At 42.4% G+C, this 19,485-nt stretch carries 16 protein-coding genes and 1 riboswitch; of the genes, 4 read left to right on the plus strand and 12 right to left on the minus strand.

The window, feature by feature from the left end; genetic code table 11:
- Window positions 1-117: 117 nt before the first annotated feature.
- On the plus strand, window positions 118-1,851 hold the full coding sequence (locus LCM10_RS16890) for a B12-binding domain-containing radical SAM protein (RefSeq protein WP_224877460.1): 1,734 nt from the start codon (window positions 118-120) through the stop codon (window positions 1,849-1,851).
- Between the two features lie 23 nt (window positions 1,852-1,874).
- On the opposite strand, the gene LCM10_RS20690 is transcribed toward LCM10_RS16890, so the two are convergent.
- Complete coding sequence (locus LCM10_RS20690; RefSeq protein ID WP_263621543.1) at window positions 1,875-2,003, minus strand: hypothetical protein; 129 nt, start codon at window positions 2,001-2,003, stop codon at window positions 1,875-1,877.
- On the minus strand, window positions 2,003-2,164 hold the full coding sequence (locus LCM10_RS16895) for a hypothetical protein (RefSeq protein ID WP_224877461.1): 162 nt from the start codon (window positions 2,162-2,164) through the stop codon (window positions 2,003-2,005). The genes LCM10_RS20690 and LCM10_RS16895 overlap by 1 nt, the downstream gene beginning before the upstream one ends.
- 119 nt (window positions 2,165-2,283) lie before the next feature.
- On the opposite strand from LCM10_RS16895, the gene LCM10_RS16900 reads away from it, so the two are divergent.
- The gene (locus tag LCM10_RS16900) at window positions 2,284-2,808 is read left to right on the plus strand and encodes a hypothetical protein (protein WP_224877462.1); all 525 of its coding nucleotides are present in this window, start codon (window positions 2,284-2,286) and stop codon (window positions 2,806-2,808) included.
- A gap of 96 nt (window positions 2,809-2,904) precedes the next feature.
- Here LCM10_RS16900 and LCM10_RS16905 read toward each other — a convergent pair whose 3' ends face one another.
- Complete coding sequence (locus tag LCM10_RS16905) at window positions 2,905-4,257, minus strand: TrkH family potassium uptake protein (protein ID WP_224877463.1); 1,353 nt, start codon at window positions 4,255-4,257, stop codon at window positions 2,905-2,907.
- Window positions 4,258-4,477: 220 nt separating this feature from the next.
- On the opposite strand from LCM10_RS16905, the gene LCM10_RS16910 reads away from it, so the two are divergent.
- On the plus strand, window positions 4,478-4,675 hold the full coding sequence (locus LCM10_RS16910) for an alpha/beta-type small acid-soluble spore protein (RefSeq protein WP_224877464.1): 198 nt from the start codon (window positions 4,478-4,480) through the stop codon (window positions 4,673-4,675).
- A 115-nt stretch (window positions 4,676-4,790) separates the two neighbouring features.
- Here LCM10_RS16910 and LCM10_RS16915 read toward each other — a convergent pair whose 3' ends face one another.
- The 6 genes from LCM10_RS16915 to LCM10_RS16940 form a co-directional block, all read right to left on the minus strand.
- Window positions 4,791-5,882: an anti-sigma factor domain-containing protein gene (locus LCM10_RS16915; RefSeq protein WP_224877465.1), complete on the minus strand. Its 1,092-nt coding sequence runs from the start codon at window positions 5,880-5,882 to the stop codon at window positions 4,791-4,793.
- A 14-nt stretch (window positions 5,883-5,896) separates the two neighbouring features.
- Window positions 5,897-6,652: an RNA polymerase sigma factor SigI gene (sigI, locus tag LCM10_RS16920; protein ID WP_263621544.1), complete on the minus strand. Its 756-nt coding sequence runs from the start codon at window positions 6,650-6,652 to the stop codon at window positions 5,897-5,899.
- A 228-nt stretch (window positions 6,653-6,880) separates the two neighbouring features.
- The gene (locus tag LCM10_RS16925) at window positions 6,881-8,173 is read right to left on the minus strand and encodes a DUF5667 domain-containing protein (RefSeq protein WP_224877467.1); all 1,293 of its coding nucleotides are present in this window, start codon (window positions 8,171-8,173) and stop codon (window positions 6,881-6,883) included.
- A 206-nt stretch (window positions 8,174-8,379) separates the two neighbouring features.
- Complete coding sequence (locus tag LCM10_RS16930; RefSeq protein ID WP_224877468.1) at window positions 8,380-9,162, minus strand: TerC family protein; 783 nt, start codon at window positions 9,160-9,162, stop codon at window positions 8,380-8,382.
- A 100-nt stretch (window positions 9,163-9,262) separates the two neighbouring features.
- Window positions 9,263-9,359: riboswitch (yybP-ykoY riboswitch) on the minus strand.
- Between the two features lie 61 nt (window positions 9,360-9,420).
- Entirely contained in the window at window positions 9,421-9,879 is a 459-nt protein-coding gene (locus LCM10_RS16935) for a hypothetical protein (RefSeq protein WP_224877573.1), read from the minus strand.
- A 407-nt stretch (window positions 9,880-10,286) separates the two neighbouring features.
- A complete protein-coding gene (locus tag LCM10_RS16940) occupies window positions 10,287-13,373 on the minus strand; it encodes an efflux RND transporter permease subunit (RefSeq protein WP_224877469.1) in 3,087 nt (1,028 codons plus the stop codon).
- 214 nt (window positions 13,374-13,587) lie between these two features.
- Here LCM10_RS16940 and LCM10_RS16945 point away from each other — a divergent pair, with 214 nt between their 5' ends.
- A complete protein-coding gene (locus tag LCM10_RS16945; RefSeq protein ID WP_224877470.1) occupies window positions 13,588-14,460 on the plus strand; it encodes a hypothetical protein in 873 nt (290 codons plus the stop codon).
- Window positions 14,461-14,532: 72 nt separating this feature from the next.
- On the opposite strand, the gene nhaC is transcribed toward LCM10_RS16945, so the two are convergent.
- From nhaC to LCM10_RS16960, 3 genes are all read right to left on the minus strand, one after another.
- Window positions 14,533-15,936 carry a Na+/H+ antiporter NhaC gene (gene nhaC / locus LCM10_RS16950; RefSeq protein WP_224877471.1) on the minus strand — a complete coding sequence of 468 codons (1,404 nt, stop codon included), beginning with the start codon at window positions 15,934-15,936 and terminating at the stop codon, window positions 14,533-14,535.
- Between the two features lie 538 nt (window positions 15,937-16,474).
- Complete coding sequence (locus LCM10_RS16955; protein WP_224877472.1) at window positions 16,475-17,497, minus strand: EAL domain-containing protein; 1,023 nt, start codon at window positions 17,495-17,497, stop codon at window positions 16,475-16,477.
- A gap of 137 nt (window positions 17,498-17,634) precedes the next feature.
- Entirely contained in the window at window positions 17,635-19,203 is a 1,569-nt protein-coding gene (locus LCM10_RS16960) for a peptide chain release factor 3 (RefSeq protein WP_224877473.1), read from the minus strand.
- Window positions 19,204-19,485 lie beyond the last annotated feature (282 nt).

Consider the following 19,485-nt stretch of genomic DNA (forward strand, 5'->3'; position numbering starts at 1 on the left):
GAGCTTTTTCGCTAGCTCGGATAAAATGGGGAAAGCAGTCTTCTGCTTATGCTATCAAAATAAATCATCCAACTATTCTATTTTCGAATGATACAGGAAAAGAAGGAGTTATTTTTAATGAAGAAAGTCGTATTAAGTACGTTAAACGCAAAGTATATCCATACAAACCTTGCGATACGTTGTTTAAAAGCCTATATAGAGCCTGAATATCAAGCTGAACTGGCAGAGTATACAATAAAGGACCCTATTCTCAACATCGCGACCGATCTCTTCTCAAAAAAACCGGATATCATTGGATTCAGTTGCTATATCTGGAACATCGAAGAGACGATCAAAGTAATTCAAGTTCTGAGAAAAATCCTCCCGGATGTGAAGATTGTCCTTGGCGGTCCAGAGGTGACATATGATGTTCCCTATTGGCTCGATCGCTTGAGGGGCGAAGTGGATTTCATTGTGTTGGGGGAAGGAGAGGAAACGTTAAAACAGCTCCTGGATCAGGCGCATGGTGATGAAGATTGGTCACAAGTCCATGGGATTGCTTACTTGGAAGGTGATAAGCCGGTGGTCAAACCACAACAAAACAAAATCGATCTGCGTGAGGTCCCATCGCCATTCAGGTTTGAGGAAGATCTTCCCCATCTATCAAAGAGGGTAACCTATATTGAAACGAGCAGGGGCTGTCCCTTCAGGTGTCAATTCTGCTTGTCTTCCATTGAAGTTGGTGTAAGGTACTTTGACAGGGAGAAAGTTAAGGATGATATCCGCTTCTTGATGAAAAATGGTGCGAAGACGATAAAATTCGTTGACCGTACATTCAATATCAGCAGAAGTTATGCAATGGAGATGTTCCGTTTCCTGATAGACGAACATTTACCAGGAACGGTTTTCCAATTTGAAATAACCGCAGACATCATGCGGCCTGAAGTCATCGAATTCCTTAACCAAGAGGCCCCTGCTGGATTGTTCAGGTTTGAAATCGGCGTACAATCAACCAATGATGAAACAAATGACCTTGTCATGAGGAAACAAAACTACAAGAAGCTCACCCGGACGGTCACCATGGTGAAGGATGGCGGTAAAATCGACCAGCATCTGGATTTGATTGCAGGTCTTCCCGAAGAAGATTATCATTCATTCAGGAAAACCTTTAATGACGTGTTTGAGCTGCGCCCTGAAGAACTTCAATTGGGCTTTTTGAAAATGCTTAGAGGAACAGGACTTAGAATAAGGGCAAATGATCACAATTACATCTATATGAATCACTCTCCATATGAAATACTTGGTAACAATGTATTATCATTTGATGACATCCTAAGAATCAAACAGGTTGAAGATGTACTTGAGAAGTATTGGAATGATCATCGAATGGATGGAACCATAGAATACCTTGTTACGGAGTGCTTTGAAACGCCATTTGACTTCTTTCAAGCATTCGGTTCCTATTGGGAAAGCCGTGGATGGTCTAGGATCGGCCATCAATTGGAAGACCTATTCAAGAGACTGCATGAATTCCTTTCTTCACATGGATCTTTCAATATGGAAGTCATCGAAAGCCTTATGAAGCTTGACTATTTAAACAATCAAAGGTACAAGCCTCGTAAGCCTTGGTGGACACATGAATTGACAAAGGAAGAACGCTCATCCATCTATCAGGAACTATTGCAAACACCACAGATAGCCGGGAATGAATACATGGAGTTGAACCTTTCGGAAAAGGAACTATATAAACACACACTCCTGGAGTCCATTGTGTCACGAAATGGCGAGGAACACTATGTACTTGCTTACTTCGAACCATCAACGGGTCAATCCACCCTGTTCATGATTGAGAAGGAGCTTGTGTCCAACTAAAACAAAGTGCTGAGCGAGATCGCTCAGCACTTTTTCTTGCTTTCTTTTCGTTTTGCATGATCCTTCATTGAAGATTCGATGAGTTTGGCTGCATTGACATCTCCGAATTCCTGACCAAATTCTTCACGTGGGACTTCTTTTTTCTTTTTCATCAGCTTCTGCCCTTCATCCCTTTGGCGGAATTCCTATTTTTCCTTTTGCTTGCATCTTCACCATGTGTGTATTCTGCAGCAAATTCGGTTTCTTGTTTATTCTTCAGTGGAGTTTTATTATTCTTTTCAGCGGCGTCATGCTGTGCTTTACGTTTTGCCATCTAAATCAGCTCCTTTGTACCTTTACTTTCCCCCGTGATCCCCTAGCTAATACAGCAAAAAGAATGAATAAATGGAGTCTTTTACCGAAAACTAAAAAAAAATAGAATGAGGAAATAAAATGATACTTGTCTTTTTACTCTTTTATACATTCCTGGGTTGGAGGTTTGGTAATTGGAAGGAGTTCCCTACTTTCTACCCTACGATGCTTTTCTTCATCATCGGGGACCTGCTTTCTCAATTTCTTTTATTTGACTATCCGATGTGGAAGTTTCAGTCAAGTGATTTCATTTCACAAAGCTTACATTTGAACCACACAATCATCGCTTTATTAAAAATGTTGATACAATATACCTCCACTGTTGCCATATTTATCGGGCGCCTGCCTGATACGCTTCCCAAAAAGATTTTATGGGTGCTTTTATGGAGCGGTATTTATGCGATCACTGAAGGCATGACATATGCATTTGGCATCATGACGTATCATCACGGGTGGCATTTCGGGTGGGATCTTGTCTTCACGGTCATGATGTTCACCATGCTCATCATCCATCATAAAAATCCCATTCTCGCTTGGGCCGCCTCGCTGCCCATTATAATAGCACTGTGGGTAATCTTTGATATTCCTTATTCTGTATTAAAATGAACGGGGTTAATTGAATTATACATACATGGATGCACATTGACTGCAAAGTTTAAAAGGGGACAAAAAAAAAAACGGTGTCAATATAACACCGTTTAATCAGCCGATAATCACTCTCTCTTTTGGATAGTGGTAATTTGCCGTTTTCTCCTTCCCCCCAATCATAAACAGGAACGATAGGATTCCCACTCGACCTATGAACATCAAAAGGATAATGACACATTTCCCCAAGGTCGAGAGTTCGGAAGTAATCCCCAGGGACAATCCCGTTGTACCAAAGGCGGATGCCACCTCAAATATGATTTCAATCAGTGTATGCTCCTCTGATAACGTTAGGATGATGACGGAAACAAAACACATGAACACCGCAACAATGGTCACAACCAGTGACTTGATGATATCTTGCTCATGGATTTCCCTTCTGAACACTTTGATCGTCTGGTTTCCCCTTGCAAAATGAAAGATAAATAAAATGTTCAGTGCCAGTGTCGTCGTTCTTATACCACCCCCAACGGAACTCGGGGAGGCTCCGATAAACATCAACCCGCTCAACAATAAAAGAGTAGATGTTGAAAACTCAGCAACATTCATCGTTGACAGGCCTCCGCTACGGGTTGAGGCCGACTGGAATAAAGCATAAAAAAAGGACTCATGCCAAACCATACCACTAAAAAAATGGTTATATTCAAGAAGGATGATCATCACTGTTCCAAATAGTAACAAACACCCGAATGTCAAGGTCGTAATTTTGGTGAACAAAGAGAAATGATGCTTGCTACGTTTATTATTCATCAGGAAATCTTTTGTCTCGATGAGAACCGGGAATCCGATGGCACCCATTGTAATCAAGATGATTGTAACAAACTGCACGAAATAGTCGTGGCTGAATGGAATTAGAGATTGTCCGGTTATATCAAAACCCGCATTTGTTGTCGCGCTGACTGATGCGAATAATCCGTGAATGAATGCTTCCTGCCACGTTTGATAATACCCCAGGAAATACACTCCCAAGGTGATGCCCCCTATGATTTCAATGATGATGATCAGGAGGAGAATTTGCTTTAGCAAATTCACCAGACCGGATAGATTGGTCTGATTTTGATCAGTCATGATTAATTGACGTTCTTTAAGACCGATCTTCTTTCCTACAAGCAGCCAGAAGAACGTTCCTACTGCCATGACCCCAATTCCACCGAACTGAAGGACGAAGATCAGAAGGAAGATCCCGGTCGTACTGAAGGTATCTGCCGTATTTACAACCGTAAGGCCGGTGACACTCACTGCACTTACCGAAGTGAATACCGCATCAATAAAGTTCCAATCGACTCCCTGCTTGTGTGCAACTGGCAGACTTAATAATATCGTTGCGACGGTCACTGCAAGAAGATAATATGCGACTATCACTTGAGCTGGCGTCAACTTATTTATTCTGGACCGTAATGTAAACCACATATGTACTTCCCTTTCAAACATAATTCCTTGCTAAATCTATATTAAATAAAACAAGCATGGAAAGAAAGTAAAAATGGGATATTCCATTTTTTTATTTCCGCTTTCTTTCCAATGACCGCTAATCCAATAAATAATTTCCACTTATTAAACCATTGAATTGACGGATACTACTCATACGGAAGCAGTAATGCTTCACGTAAACGAAAAGGAGGAACTCATCATGGCTAGAAGCAGCAATAAATTATTGGTGCCAGGTGTTGAGCAGTATCTTGATCAAGTGAAATATGAGATTGCTCAAGAATTTGGTGTGACACTCGGATCTGACACTGTGGCACGTTCTAACGGATCTGTCGGTGGAGAAATAACGAAACGCCTTGTACAGCAGGCTCAATCACAGCTTGGCGGACAAACTAAATAATGTGGATACTACCCGGCCGGGATCTACCCTGGCCGACTTACATATTAAAAACAAAAAGGTAAATCCCCTGTTCATGGGATTTACCTTTCTTTTTTAACGGGTCTATAGAAATGGATCAACGGTCTTTGTTTTTTCCGTTACCGTCATTCCCTTTATGTTGACCATTATTTTGTTTCTCTTTTTGTTGCTCTTTCTTATGTTCATTTTCTTTATTGTCGTGGTCATCTTTTTTGTAATCATGGTTTTGCGATGAGTTTACCTTTTCGTTCGTGCCTTGATTCGGATGATCGTCGCCTTTAGGCGTAGATGTTGATCGTCCCTTATTTGGATTTTCACGATTTTCTGATCGTTGTTTATCCTTATTTTTTTGACCATTTTGATTATGCTGATTTTCATGCACTTTCGAATCCGGCTGAGGTTTCAACTCAGGTTGCTCATCCGTACGTTTGTCATCCTTATTTAATACCGGCTTTTCTTGGATTGGCTTAGAATCGCTGTCTGCTTTTTGGTTCGGTTCATCACCGACCGTTGATTCATGCGTCTTTTTCTTTTCATTCTCTGCTTCATCTTTTAAAAGTTTTCCTGCAGTGACGCCTTTTTGGATGGCTTTTTCACGGATTGCTTCCGTCGTTTCTTCCATGATGATCTCGGCGTTGTGCTGTTGATTATATTCACTTACAAATGCTGTGAGTCCTTCCACAAGTGAAGAGCGCATTTCTTTTTCAGGTTTTTTGGTGAACGTCGATGTCATCCACACATGTTGCCCCTTTTTCAAGTATCCCATTTTTTCACTCAAACTGAGGATATCTGCCGTCACTTCCCGGACATCATCGTGCTCCCAATCCTTTAGCTTCTTTAAGAGGATTTCACCGTCATCATTAAATGGCGTAATGTCTATGACTTCTTGTTCTTTATTTAACGAAAGCTCCAGACTTGGATTGATATCAACTGACACATACGCATAAGCTTTATTCCCATTAAAGATTGTACTCGCAAAAAAGGCTAGCATGAAAATCGCTGCTGTCAGAATGGATGCTGTGGCCTTCCAATTCTTCCATTTCCCCTTCACAGCATTTCTGCTGGATTGCCTTAGAGGTTGGAAATGGATTTCTTCTCCAATGGCATAGTCCAAGTTGGGTGTTCTTTTTCCATTCATAAACTGTCCGTCCGGCGTCATCATAATGAGTACATCACGTCTTATTTCCATAATGATCCCTTTTTTCATCTATCTACACGCCCTTTTAAGTAATCCTTTAAATACACATAATCCCCTGCCATGATCAATGAAATGGCAATTATGTACTTTCTATTTCTCTCAATCGTCTTTCTGCTGACGTTCACCTGTTTCTCTAGTTTTTTTATCGGTAAACGTTTTTTTTCAATCAGGTAATCCATTAAGTCGGTTGACGTGACGACTGTCCTTGCAATCTGAATTGCATTCAGTCTGGCATCCTCATGTTTCGGTGACTGGTCGACAAGATCCATGAATGACAGTTTATAGTGAGTAAGCTGATCTTGAAAAGCGATGATTTCTTCTCTTCTTTTCAAGCTGTCTTCCTGTTTTTCATATTCCTCGACGGAAACGACTTGCTCAATCGTCAAAGCGCCGGTTTCATCCTCATCATCCAGCAGATTCCGATCAATGCTGATATCCTGTAACTTCCCATTTTTACGGATGTAATCAATGACCTTCCGTTTGATGATCACTTCTGCAAAGCTGATCATGGACGCACCACGCTCTTGATTATAGCTAAAGATGGCATCATGAAAAGCTATGAGGCCGATGCTGAATTCATCATCACTTTCGTATATATATCTCTTGCAAACAGAAGAGACGGTTTTTTTTATAAACGGTTTATAATCATCTATTATCTTATTGAGCAACTCCTCATCACCTTGTTGAATCTCGATGACAGCGTCTTCCAGCGATGAGTTATTCTTTTTCTTTGTTAGTAGAAATAATAATAAATTCAGCATCAGTCTCACCCCACTCTGCAAACTATTATACTAAGTAGTCGCCATTTTTCAATGGAAAATAGAGAGGAAGGGGCCCTCTCCATCGGTTATTCACCAATTCCAATAAACATACGCTTCCCTTAGTTTACTATAAACTGGTGATATCCGCTTGAGTGTTCCCCTTCAGACTGATGATGACGAGCTGATCATCGTGCAAGATGATTCAAACTTCTCTTTACAGTAGAACAATTAGTTATGTCCGTTTCCGTTTTGGCCTTTTCCATTTTCATGATGTTCTTGTTTATGGCCTTCACCTTTTTCATCATGCTTTTTGGATTGTTTTCTTTCTTCTTTCTCTTGTTCTCTCTCTTCTTTTCTTTCTTCATGTTGAGCTTTTGCTTCTTCTTTTCTTTCGATGCGTTGTTCTTTCACTTGTTGCTTTTCAGCTTTACGCTCTACTTTCATTTCATTCTTTTCTTCATGCTTAGCTGGTGCAGGTGTTGCTTCACTTTCTTCTTTACCTTCTGTTGATTCTTCACTAGATGAATCTTCAGTTGATGTCTGCTCTTTTGAATCTTCATTCACTTCTTCTGATGGAACATCAGTTGAATCTGTCGTTTCAGACGTTGTTTCTGTTGGTTCTTCTGTTTCTTCTTCTGATGATTCTTCTGTTTCTTCCTTAGCCCATTTTTCTTCGAATTTAGCAAGCTTTGCAGCTAATTTCGCATAGCTCTTTTCAATATTTTTCTGTAAAGCAGCCTTGGCTGTAGGATTTTTCACCTTCTCCATTGCAGCACTTAAAGCCACAATATTCTGAGCCATCATTTCCTTCATTTCTTCATTGTCGGTATCTTCTTCAGTTGATTCATCTGTCGATTCTTCTGATTCGTCATCTGCATCTGTCGATTCTTGGTCTGTCTCTTCAGATTGTGTATCATCATCAGACTGCTCGCCGTCTTCTACTTCTGTTTCGTCTTCAGCTGAAGTATCATCAGAATCATTTTCTTTTGACTGATCATCTTCGGTTGTTGTATCTTCTTCTGTTGCTTCGCTGTTATCTTCAGCATTTTCTTCAGTATCTTCCGACCATTTTTCATCTACCGAATTCATCATCTCGATCGCTTTATTGATTGCTTCGATCGCTTCCTCTTCTTTTCCGTCCTGGAATAAAGCTTCGGCTTCCGCTAAACGCTCTGCAGCATATTCTGCCAGTAACTTAGCTTCTTTGCTGTCGTCCATCGTGAAAGCAAGTTTCACCTTTTCAAGAGCAAGCTTTGCGAAGTAAAAGAAGTCCCCAGGCAATAAAGAAGGAGCTTCTGTCGACTCTTCCATCTTTTCGATTTCATCCTTTACAGAGTCCATCGTTGCCTCGTCATTTACCTGCACGTTCGTCTCTTCTGAGTCGTTCTGTTCAACCGTTACGGTATCGTACTCTTCACTGTCTGAGTTCGCAAAAGCAGCAGTTCCTGAGAACGTAACTGAACTTGCAAGCAATACTGCAAGTGTGGATTTCATGATTTTTAATTGTTTTTGTTTTGTCATATGTAGCACCTCTAATTTTTTTTGTAAGCGATCGCTCTATTAAAAGGTTTACGTTAAAACGATTTTGTTTAAGGGGGTTTCATGAAAAAAGTCTAAATCTTTTAAAAAACGCAAAAGTGAAAATGCTCATCAACCCTGCCGTGGCGGGCATTTAATAAAAAAAAACGATGATGCAATAATTGCACCATCGGCTCATCTTTTACCGTTTATTCTGTTTCCAATTCTTTTCCTTCTGCCTTCGCCGCTTTCTTTTTAGAGAGTAGATAGCCTCCTGCCGCGAGGAGGATCAGGATACTCCAGAAAACTGACTTCCAAACTTTTGATTCTGGAAAATGTTGATCCAGTAATGCTACCTCGGGGTGTGCAAGCGTGAAGACGGCTAGCTTCACTCCTACCCATCCTACGATCAGGAAGGCAGTGGATTCAAGTGTCGGATACTTCTCAAGTAGTTTTACGAACCAGGTCGCAGCAAATCTCATGATGACTAATCCAATGATCCCCCCAAGGAACATGATAGTGAATTGACCTCCGTCTATTCCTCCGATATGAAACCATCCTGTAGGTTGAAGGGTAACGGCAAGTGCAACGGCGGCTAACATGGAATCCACGGCGAACGCTATATCTGCCAGTTCCACTTTCAGGACTGTCGTCCAAAAACCAGATCCCTTAGCATTGATTTCCTCTCCATCCACGGCACCCTCATCTCGCTTTTTCTTTATAAAATGATTGATGGCCACGTAGAATAAATAGATTGCTCCTACTGCCTGGACTTGCCAGACGTCCACTAGGAAAGAAATCATGAAGAGTGCTAAAAATCTGAACAGAAACGCCCCGAAAAGTCCATAGAATAGTGCCTTTTTTCGTTGTTCGGGTGGCAGGTGTTTCACCATGACAGCCATGACCACTGCATTATCGGCAGCAAGGATCCCTTCAAGTCCTACCAGTATCAGTAATACCCACCCATACTCTAACAACATCGATGCATCCATAAATAAAGTCCCTCCTGTTATCGAAAGTAGTTTTCCGTTCGGCAAGGAATTTTATAAACATAAAAAAGACCCTTGCCTAATAAAGGCAAAGGTCTTGCTTAGCATCTTGGATAATGCCAACAAAGCCGATGGAATATTCCATGAATTGACGACTTTGTTTAGGCCGAGGCCTATAGCTACTCCCCTTTGACAGGTAGAAAACGTATGATTTTATACTTTTATTTTACCTTATCTTTTCTAATCCGTAAAGATATTTCCTTACCGCACCCTAAGCAGTAGCTCACGAAGCGCTAACCCAATAAAAACCCCAGGGATGACACAGATCATCGGAAAAAAGATGGGTCCGATGAATTTCCCGAATACGTATACCCTTGGTGAATACATGAGACCGACGGTAACCAGGTAGGCTGACATAACAAAAGGCAGATAGGCGTATTTCTCTTCCGTGGTCTGAGCAATTTTATACGCATCCCACATCGCGAACATGTACAGACAGGGATAAAACATGAGCCACTGATAATCAATAACCGCTGCAGCTTTATGAGTTTCTCCCAGGAAACTATACATGATTGCTTCGTTAAATCGACTCTTAACATTGATGATGATTTCAAGTAAAACGAATAATGTCCCCTTGAACCATAGGCCGACAAGTAATTGAGGAAATCCTGGGAGGGCGATACTCCAAAGGATCCCTTCCGTTTTCGTAATGGATTTCATCATAAAGATCGCCTTATTAGAAATAAATACTTCTGATACATCTTTAAGAAGCTTGTATGAGGTTGTGATGACTGGCAGGTATGTACTTCAAGGGAAAGTAGCATCTCGGGTAGTCCTCCTATGGGTGTATCTTCAATTATTTTTACCATTCTTCTCCCATTTATTACGACTCTTCGCCTTTAAGTTATATGGATCTTGTTCGAAGGCGTGCCTTACACTCATCATATGGCCAAGTTAGGGTGCATATGACTGAAAAGCTTCGCCGATTAGTTGGTCATGGAGACACCCTCTGTTTCACGGGTATTCAATTATTGCCTTTACACATAAACTTCCACGATTCAGAATGAAAAAGCTCACCCAGGATGAAGTTCGTGATGGAATCTTGATCCGGGTAAGCTTTATTAATATTAGAACTTGAAGGATGCTTTTTTCTTTGTCTTCATCCGCCTTGTTTCCTTATCAAAGAAACTGTAAACGACAGGAATGACATAAATGGTTAGTAACGTACTGCTGACAAGCCCACCAATTACTGCAATCCCCATCGGCTGATTGATTTCTGTCCCTTCCCCCAACCCAAGTGCCAAAGGGAGAAGGCCAAGGATGGTAGTAAGGGCGGTCATCAATATAGGGCGCGTTCGATCTTGGACAGCTTCAACGATCGCCTCGAAACTGTTTGCTGCCGTTTCTTTTCGCTGATTGATGTAATCCACGATCACGATGGCATTATTCACCACGATCCCTGCCAGAACGATGACACCTATGATGGCCGAGATACTAATCGGTGTTTGAGTGAGTGTCAATGCCACTGCCACCCCTATTACCATCAGTGGTACGGTGAACATGATGACAAACGGATACTTAAATGACTCGAATTGTGCGGCCATGACTAAATATACGAGGACGATCGCAAGCCCCAATGCGAGGGCCATGTCATCAATGGAGTCTTCGAGCAGCTCTCGATCACCGCTGAACGTCACCTGGGTTGCACCTGGAAGATCCAGTTTCTCTATCTGCTCATCCACCCTCTTTGAAATCGATCCGAGATTCGTTGACGAAGAATAAGTCAAATCGAACTGAACGGCATGTTGCTGGTCGATTCTTTGTATACTGACTGGACCATCTGAAATCTTGAAGTCCACCACAGAGTCAAGTGAGATATATTTTCCTTTGCCATTTGGGATGAGCAGCTTCTTCAAAGAATCCAGATTCTCGGTAATGTTCCGATCATATTGAACGAATACGCTGAGAACATCTGAATCCTTTGTCACGATCTGAGTTGCCATCACCCCTCTTGTGATGTCTTGGACGTTTTTGCCGATTTGAGCCGGAGTGAGTCCTTGCTTAAGCGCCTTATCCTCATCAACAGCCATTTGTACCTCTTTTACTGTCTCCATCTTGTCCGTACTGATTGCAGTGACGTCTTTCATCCCTTTTAATGATTGATACAGTCGGTCGACAGATTGATCGAGCCTCCCCGGGTCGGTATCCCGTACGTTGAATGTCAATGTCTGAGGGCTTGTACCGGAAGTCGACTGAAGGTTAAATGAAATTTCTGCTGAATCATTTACCTTCCTGGCCGCTTTTTCAATTTCAGGCTTAATATCATCTGCAAATTCAAAGATGGATCGCGTTCTTTCTTTCAGTGGTTTCATCTTCACATACACTTCAGCGACATTCGCTTTTTCTGAACCCCTGAACGATTCTTCCTGTGTCGTCCCTACAAGACTCACAAACACCTCCACGTCTTCCTGGCCTTTTAGATTTTTCTCAATCGATTCGACTGTTTTATTCGTTTCATCGATCGACGTGCCGTTCTCAAGCTCCACCCTCATGTTGAAGAATCCTTCATCCGTCGGTGGAAGAAATTGAGTTCCGACGGTCGTGAGCCCATATCCTCCCACGGCCAATGTGAGGACGGTGATGAACAAGATGACGAATCTGTGCCTTAAAGCCCATTTTATGCTTAGGGTGAATTGCTTGCGTGTCTTAGAGCGTCTGCGCCTTGCTTCGAGGTTTCCTTTTGGTTTCTTTAAGAGCCTGCTTGCGAGCATCGGGATGACAGTCAGTGCCACTACTAAAGAGGCAATCAAGCTAAACGAGATGGTCAAAGCGAATTCTGTGAATAACTCACCCAATAGTCCCGAGATGAATACAACCGGCAGGAAGACTGCTACCGTCGTCAACGTTGACGCGGTGATGGCCCCGCCCACTTCCTTTGCGCCGTCACTCGCAGCAGTCCGGGCATCTTTCCCCATCGCTAAATGTCTGTAGATATTTTCGATGACAACGATGGCATTATCGACAAGCATCCCAATGCCAAGTGCCAAAGCCCCTAGAGTCATGATATTCAACGTGAAATCCGCAAAGAACATCAGCACAAATGTCACGATGACAGAATAAGGGATGGCAACACCGATGATCAAAGGGCTTTTAACGTTTCGCAGAAATAAGAATAACACCAACATCGCAAAAGCACCGCCAATCAATAACGAATTGGCTATATTACCGATCGCTTCTGTAATATAATCTCCTTGATCGAATAAGACGTTGGCTTTGATCGATTTATACTGTTCTTGGTCCAGCAATCGATCCAATTCTTTCTGAAAGGACTTGGAAACAGAAGCGGTATTGGCATCAGATTGTTGAAGGACACTGAATAATACAGCTGGCTGCTGATTTGCTCGTGTCGAAGTCGAAGTGCTTTCTTCCTTCCTTTCGACACTCGCTACTTCTGATAATGATACTTCCTTCCCTGTTTTGGGGTTGATCCCGACAACGAGTCCTTTCATGTCATCGAGGTTTTGCAACTGACTGACAACGCGCGTGGTAAGCGACTTCCCATCTGTTTCAATCGTATCACCTGGGGACGTAATGTTATTGGCCCTTATGGAATTGACGATATCCGACTGGTTAAGAACATTCTTCTTCAATGCCTCCTGATCCAATTCGATGACAATCTCATCATTAAATGAACCCGACACATTCACATTTGCAACACCTTCTACACGTGTCAGCTCCAATTTAAGCTTCTCGGAAAGCGCTTTAAGATTGTTCGCATTCCCTTCTTCCCTGAGTGAGACTTGAATGATCGGGAATTGAGCTGGATCGAACTTTAAAAACCTTGGTTTCTGTGCGCCGTCTGGCAGAGGGGACTGGTCAATCCTTTGAAGCACATCGTTCTCGATTTCATCAATCGACGTGCTCCAGGAAAATTCAAGCAAGATGAAATTCGACCCTTCCCTCGAGGTGGATTGAATATTCTTCATCCCTGGGAGGGTGGAAAGATTTTCTTCAAGCGGCTTTGTCACTTTTTCCACTACTTCCTGCGGGCTGGCTCCAGGGTAATTGGTCACCACCACTCCGACAGGGGGACTCAATTCCGGGATGAGCTTCAGGGGGATCCTGACTAACGAAACTCCCCCTAATATCAATATTAATAGCATCGTTACAACCGTAAAAACCGGTCGACGTATTGAAAAATCACTGATTCTCAATGGTGCTGATCTCCTTTCTCAGGGCTCCTCTATGTAAGAATGAATCTCTCTCGGCAATCCTTTTGAATGATGGTTAGTTTTACTATAAATCCTTCTTCTGCAACCTTCAATCATTAACCTTCTTCACGCTTAAAAATTCACACATTCGACACCAATAATAATTTCAGCTTATTAGTCAACACTAATGATATTCATGTAAGTAAGGAGTATCATTATGCCAAACTGGGTTCCTTTTATAGCTTTGGTCATTATCAGCGTTGGTCTGTTAGGTTACACCTTGGTCAAAAACCGGGAAAATGCTTCTCTTATTTTATTATTTTGGCTCTTTATTTGCGGAGTCGCGTATCTTTTCGAATTTGTCATATTCATTCTTCTGGAAAGCTATGAGTATAGACCTGGCATCCTGATAAGCGATTACAATGACAGCATTGTCGGATCCATCATTTCGCAAGCTCTCGCAGTACCCGTCGCAATCGTGTTCATTGTCGTTTTTCAGATTAGAAAAAGATGGATCTTCTTCATTATAGGTTTATTTTTCCTCATTGAAACCTTGTTCTTACATTTAGACATATACGAACATCATTGGTGGAAATCGATTTATACGATTTTTTTCTTGGTTTTGACCATCATTCTTTCTAAAATATGGTGGAGACATCTTAATTCGAAGCCCTACCATTACATCCATTTAGTGACCCTCTATTTAGCGATGATGACACTGACGCAGACAGCTGGTTGGATCCTGTCATCGCTAATAGGATTATACGGGCTCCCGATGGGGTTTTTCGACTCCGTACAGAAAGATATGATTGCAGGTAATGGTTTGTATTTGTTTTTTTCAACGTATTTTTATATGTTGAACATTTACTACCGTAGAAACGACCTAGCATATACAATCATGACCCTTGTGTTTCTTACGACAATCGAAATCTTGATGGTGAACCAAGGTATTTTAAGATTAAAAAATCCATACTCCATCTTTGTCCTTCCTGCCCTGCATCTCGTGTTTCTTCAAGTTGGAAAATATATTGTGGGTAGGGCGTTCCCCGAGTTTTATCAAAGCACAGAAAAAAAGACTGTTCCGTCTTAACTAAACAACCATTTCTTTCTTTAGAAAGTTGTTTAGTAGCTGGAACAGTCTTTTTACTTCCTTCAATCCCCTTTAATTCACTGCTGGCTTCGTACCCGATGACTCGCGCTTGATTGTCCAACCCGTCATGCCATATAGGATCGTAATGATCGGGGAGACGATACAGAATACAGCGAACGGAAGATAATCCAACGTCGACACTCCTAGTACATCGGTCAGGAAAATCCCACATACGCTCCAAGGTACTAATGGATTTACGACAGTCCCTGCATCTTCCAGGGTCCTCGATAAGTTCTTAGGGTGCAAGCCCAACTTCTTGAATTGCTTCTGAAATGCCTCCCCTGTCAGTAAGATGGATAAATACTGTTCTCCTACTACAAGGTTGATCCCGATGGCGGAAAGGGCGGCTGCAAGGATTGTGCGTTTTGCAGATCCAATGACAGAAGAGATATTAGTAAGCAGTACCGGGATGATGCCAAGCTTGAACAAAAGTCCTCCTAAACTCAATGAGAGAATCACCAATGAGATGGTGAACATCATACTCTCGATGCCGCCTCTCGTTAAGAGTGAATCTACCGCTTTTACACCCGTTTCCGATGTGAATCCTGCAAATAATACTGAAAAAAGATCCTTGATACCCACTGAAGAATGAAACGCGGATATCCCAATGGAGATGACAACATTGATTGAGAGTGCAAGCAATGCCGGGACCTTGAATGCAATCAGTATTAAGAGCAGGAGCAAAGGGATAATGCTATACCAGTGAATCAGTCCTGTCTGCATCAACCCGCTCTGGAGTTCATCTAATTTCATTGAATCGATCTCCTGAGACCCAGGAGATAGGATAAGGAATACGACAAGAGTGATGATGAATGCCGGGACGGTTGTCCAGGCCATATTCCTGATATGGGTGAATAAATCCACTTTTACAATGGATGACGCAAGATTTGTCGTATCGGATAGAGGCGACATCTTATCTCCAAAGAATGCCCCGGATACGATCGCACCAGCGGTTACGGCCATGGACACGCCCATCGCCTCTCCAACACCCATGAGAGCGACTCCGATGGTGGCAGCGGTCGTCAATGAACTTCCGATCATGATTCCACTTAACGCAGTCAATAAAAATGTGATCGCATAAAAGTATTGAGGAACAACGATGTCAAAACCATAAAACATGAGTGTCGGGATTGTACCACTGAGCAGCCAGCTGCTGATCAGAAGTCCGATGAACATGAACAATAGTATGGCACCTAGGCCTCCGCGTGCACCTTCAATCATCCCTTCTTCGATATCTTTAAATGTTAGCTTGCGATAAAAGCCATACATCATCAAGATGAATAACGAAATGATGATGGGAATATGCGGAGGTGCACCTAGCTTGATAATGCTTATACTGATGGTCGAAAGAATGAATAGTAAGATGGCAATTGCCTCCATCAACTTCGGTTGCTGCACAGGTTTTATATTTAACATGATTGATGTCACTTCCTTTAATGGGGATGTTTAATGTTTAATGTCAATTATCATTTAGCATGCCGTTTCGACGGGTACCATAGTCAATCCGGGATAGTGCATAAATTAGGTAAAAAAGAAAAAAACCCTTCAATCCCTGGTATAGGGACGAAGAGTTTCTCCGCGGTACCACCCTAATTGGAGAATCAACGTTTTTTCCCCAGCTTTTGTGAGGATAGTTCGATTGATGATCTCCCGCTTGTAGAAGGTTTGTCCCTGTTTACAAGTCCATCCGCCGGCTTGGAAGAACTCCTGTGAACAATGTAATTGGGGTCATCCATGACCTAAGCTTTCACCTTCCGCTTAGTCTCTGGTTGCTGTCAAAGAATGCCTTACTGAGTTGTTCGGGACAATCATATATTTTCGCACTTAAACGCTTTTAAGCTTTTATGCACTAAAGTAATCGTTTGTAGACTCATTTTATCATGTACATGATAGATGTCAATCATAAATTAAAAAAACTCCATGATTTCATGGAGCATACATCAACTGATTATGACTATACAAAAAGTTGTTTCAATGGGCTCTTTGCGCGTATGTCAGGCTTACCGATTAAATAGCCTTGTGCGAACTTCACTCCGATCTCTTTGCAAAGTGAGAGTTCCTCTTTCCTTTCAACCCCCTCTGCCAAAACCGCAATCCCAAGATCCTGTGCCGTGGCACATACTTGCTTCAAAAATGATTGTTTCTCAACATCCCCATCGCATCCGGATATATAAGAACGATCGATTTTCACATAATCTGGCTGAAGCAATGAAAGCATCTCAATCGTTGCGAACCCGGCGCCAACGTCGTCGAGCGCCACCTTCATTCCTTCTCGCTTATATACATCCAAAACGCCCTTGAGGTGATTGATATCATCTATTTTTTCCGTTTCAACTACTTCGAAAACAAGATCTTCCGGATTGACATCATACTTGTCTACAATTTGGAAGGTATGTTTTAAGCAGAACTCAGGATTGTAGATGGTTGACGGAAGAAAATTAATGAAGCTCTTTACTCCAGGCTCAATATTTCCGATCCTGCTTTCAATCGCCGCTTTTCTTGCGCGTTGATCCAGCATGGATTGAAATCCAGTGACGGAAGCCGCATGGAATAACTCCCCAGGATGGAAGCTTACGCTGGAGTCAGCACTTCTGAGCAAGCTCTCGTAACCATACAAGCGATCATCCTGAAGGCTGATGATTGGCTGCAAGTAACTGACAAACTCCCCTTTCTGGATGATGCCAATCATGTCCCTGTGTTTCACTCGATTAATGAATTCTTTCACAGAGTAGTAATCGCCAGGTCTTTCTGAAGGAGAAATACTGCATGTCCATCCTTCATCATTCAACTTTTCTGAATATGGCTGCAGCTCTCTTGAGAGCTTTTCCAGATTGTCATATGGCATGACAAACGAATGTGTGCCAAACGGTGTGAAGCCTTCAAATGGTAATCGATCACTATGCTGATTATATAAATAAAGATTTCCAGCATCATGAAAATCCATGGTGATACCGCAATTCGGGCAAAAAGAATTCAAAAGTGAACACCTCTATTTCCATTTTCTTTTATATCCATAATAAGCCTTTACTACTGTTTATTACCAACAATATCCCTTCTTTAGTCATAAAAAAAGACCCTTTCAATTCAAATTGAAAAGGTCTATCCCTCTATATCCTACATTAAACTAAATAATTTGATATCAGGGTGTTTGTCCGCAAACCACCTCATCGCAAAGTCATTCTCAAATAGGAAGACAAGGTTGTCGTGGCGGTCCTTCACTAGCATACTGCGAGAACTTGACATTGATTCTTTTACATCTTCCTCGTTTTCGATCCACCTTGCAATTTTTGAACCGATCGGCTCCATCCGGACATCGACATTGTATTCATTTCTCATCCTGTGTTCAAAAACTTCAAACTGAAGCTGTCCGACCGCTCCTAAGATGATATCTTCCGTACGCGTTTTATAATACTGGATGGCACCTTCCTGCACTAGCTGAAGGATCCCTTTTTGGAAATGCTTCTGTTTCATCACGTTTTTAGCCGTAACCCGGACAAACAACTCAGGGGTGAACTGTGGAAGTTTCTCATATTGGAATGATTTTTTGCCCTCGATGAGCGTATCACCAATCTGATAGGTTCCTGTATCATAAATCCCGATGATATCACCACTTACCGCTTCATTGACCGTACTCCGGTCGTCTGCCAGGAATTGGGTTGATTGTGCAAGCTTGATATTTTTCCCAGTACGGGGCAGATTGACCGACATCCCTCTTTCAAACTGCCCAGAACAGATCCTCAGGAAGGCAATCCTGTCACGGTGAGCTGGATTCATATTAGCCTGAATCTTAAAGATGAACCCTGAGAATTCATCGTTTGTCGGTTCAATTGCGCCAATATCCGAATTCCTAGGCTGCGGTGATGGTGCGAATTGGAGATATGTTTCCAGAAACGTCTGCACGCCAAAATTAGTCAACGCGCTCCCAAAGAATACAGGCGACAGTTCTCCGCTGGCTATGCGGTCCCTGGAGAACTCGTTCCCTGCTTCATTAAGGAGCAGGACATCCTCCAGTGTTTGGTTGTAGAGGTTACTATCCTTCATTGGATGTTCTCCATCGATTTCACCATCTTCGTCCAATGCGATGAAACGATCTTCTTCCTCTACGCGGAACTGCTCAATTCTATTATGGAACCGGTCGTAGATCCCGAGGAATTCCTTCCCCATGCCGATCGGCCAGTTCATTGGATAGGATTGAATGCCAAGTACTTCTTCAAGCTCTTCCAACAACTCAAGAGGTTCACGTCCCTGACGATCCAACTTGTTAATGAACGTAAAGATCGGGATCCCCCTCATCCGGCATACTTTAAATAGCTTAAGTGTCTGGGCTTCGATCCCTTTCGCGGAATCAATGATCATGACGGCGCTATCGACCGCCATCAACGTTCTATACGTATCTTCTGAAAAGTCTTGGTGACCCGGGGTATCCAAAATGTTTACCCGGTAATCATCATAATCAAATGCCATCACGGAGGACGTAACCGAGATCCCCCTTTGTTTTTCAATTTCCATCCAGTCGGAAGTGGCAAACTTCCCGGATTTCTTACCTTTTACCGTACCAGCTGCCCTAATCGCTCCTCCGAACAATAGTAGCTGCTCCGTCAATGTTGTTTTCCCTGCATCAGGGTGGGATATAATCGCAAAGGTCCTTCTTGATTGAACCTCATCTTTAAAGTCTTTTTTCATTCAAATAATCCTTTCTCGTCAGTCTTCCCTTCCCATCATATTCCTTGTGAAAAGAGAATGCAATACTTAAAGCGGAGGCGGCTTGGATAGAGGCGGGTGGCATAAGACGAGCCGGGCGGGAAGGCGTCCTTTGCCTTCTTGACCGGTTTGGCTTATGCCATGTGCCTCTAGCCGCCGGAGCTGGATGAACCAAAAGCGGAGGCGGCTCGCTCAGCCCCGACAAGCATAAGACGGGAAACACACAAAGGCGCTCTTTGCCTTTTTGTGTTTCTTGACTTATGA

The sequence above is a fragment of the Rossellomorea aquimaris genome (genome assembly GCF_020171925.1).
Taxonomy (GTDB): domain Bacteria; phylum Bacillota; class Bacilli; order Bacillales; family Bacillaceae_B; genus Rossellomorea; species Rossellomorea aquimaris_F.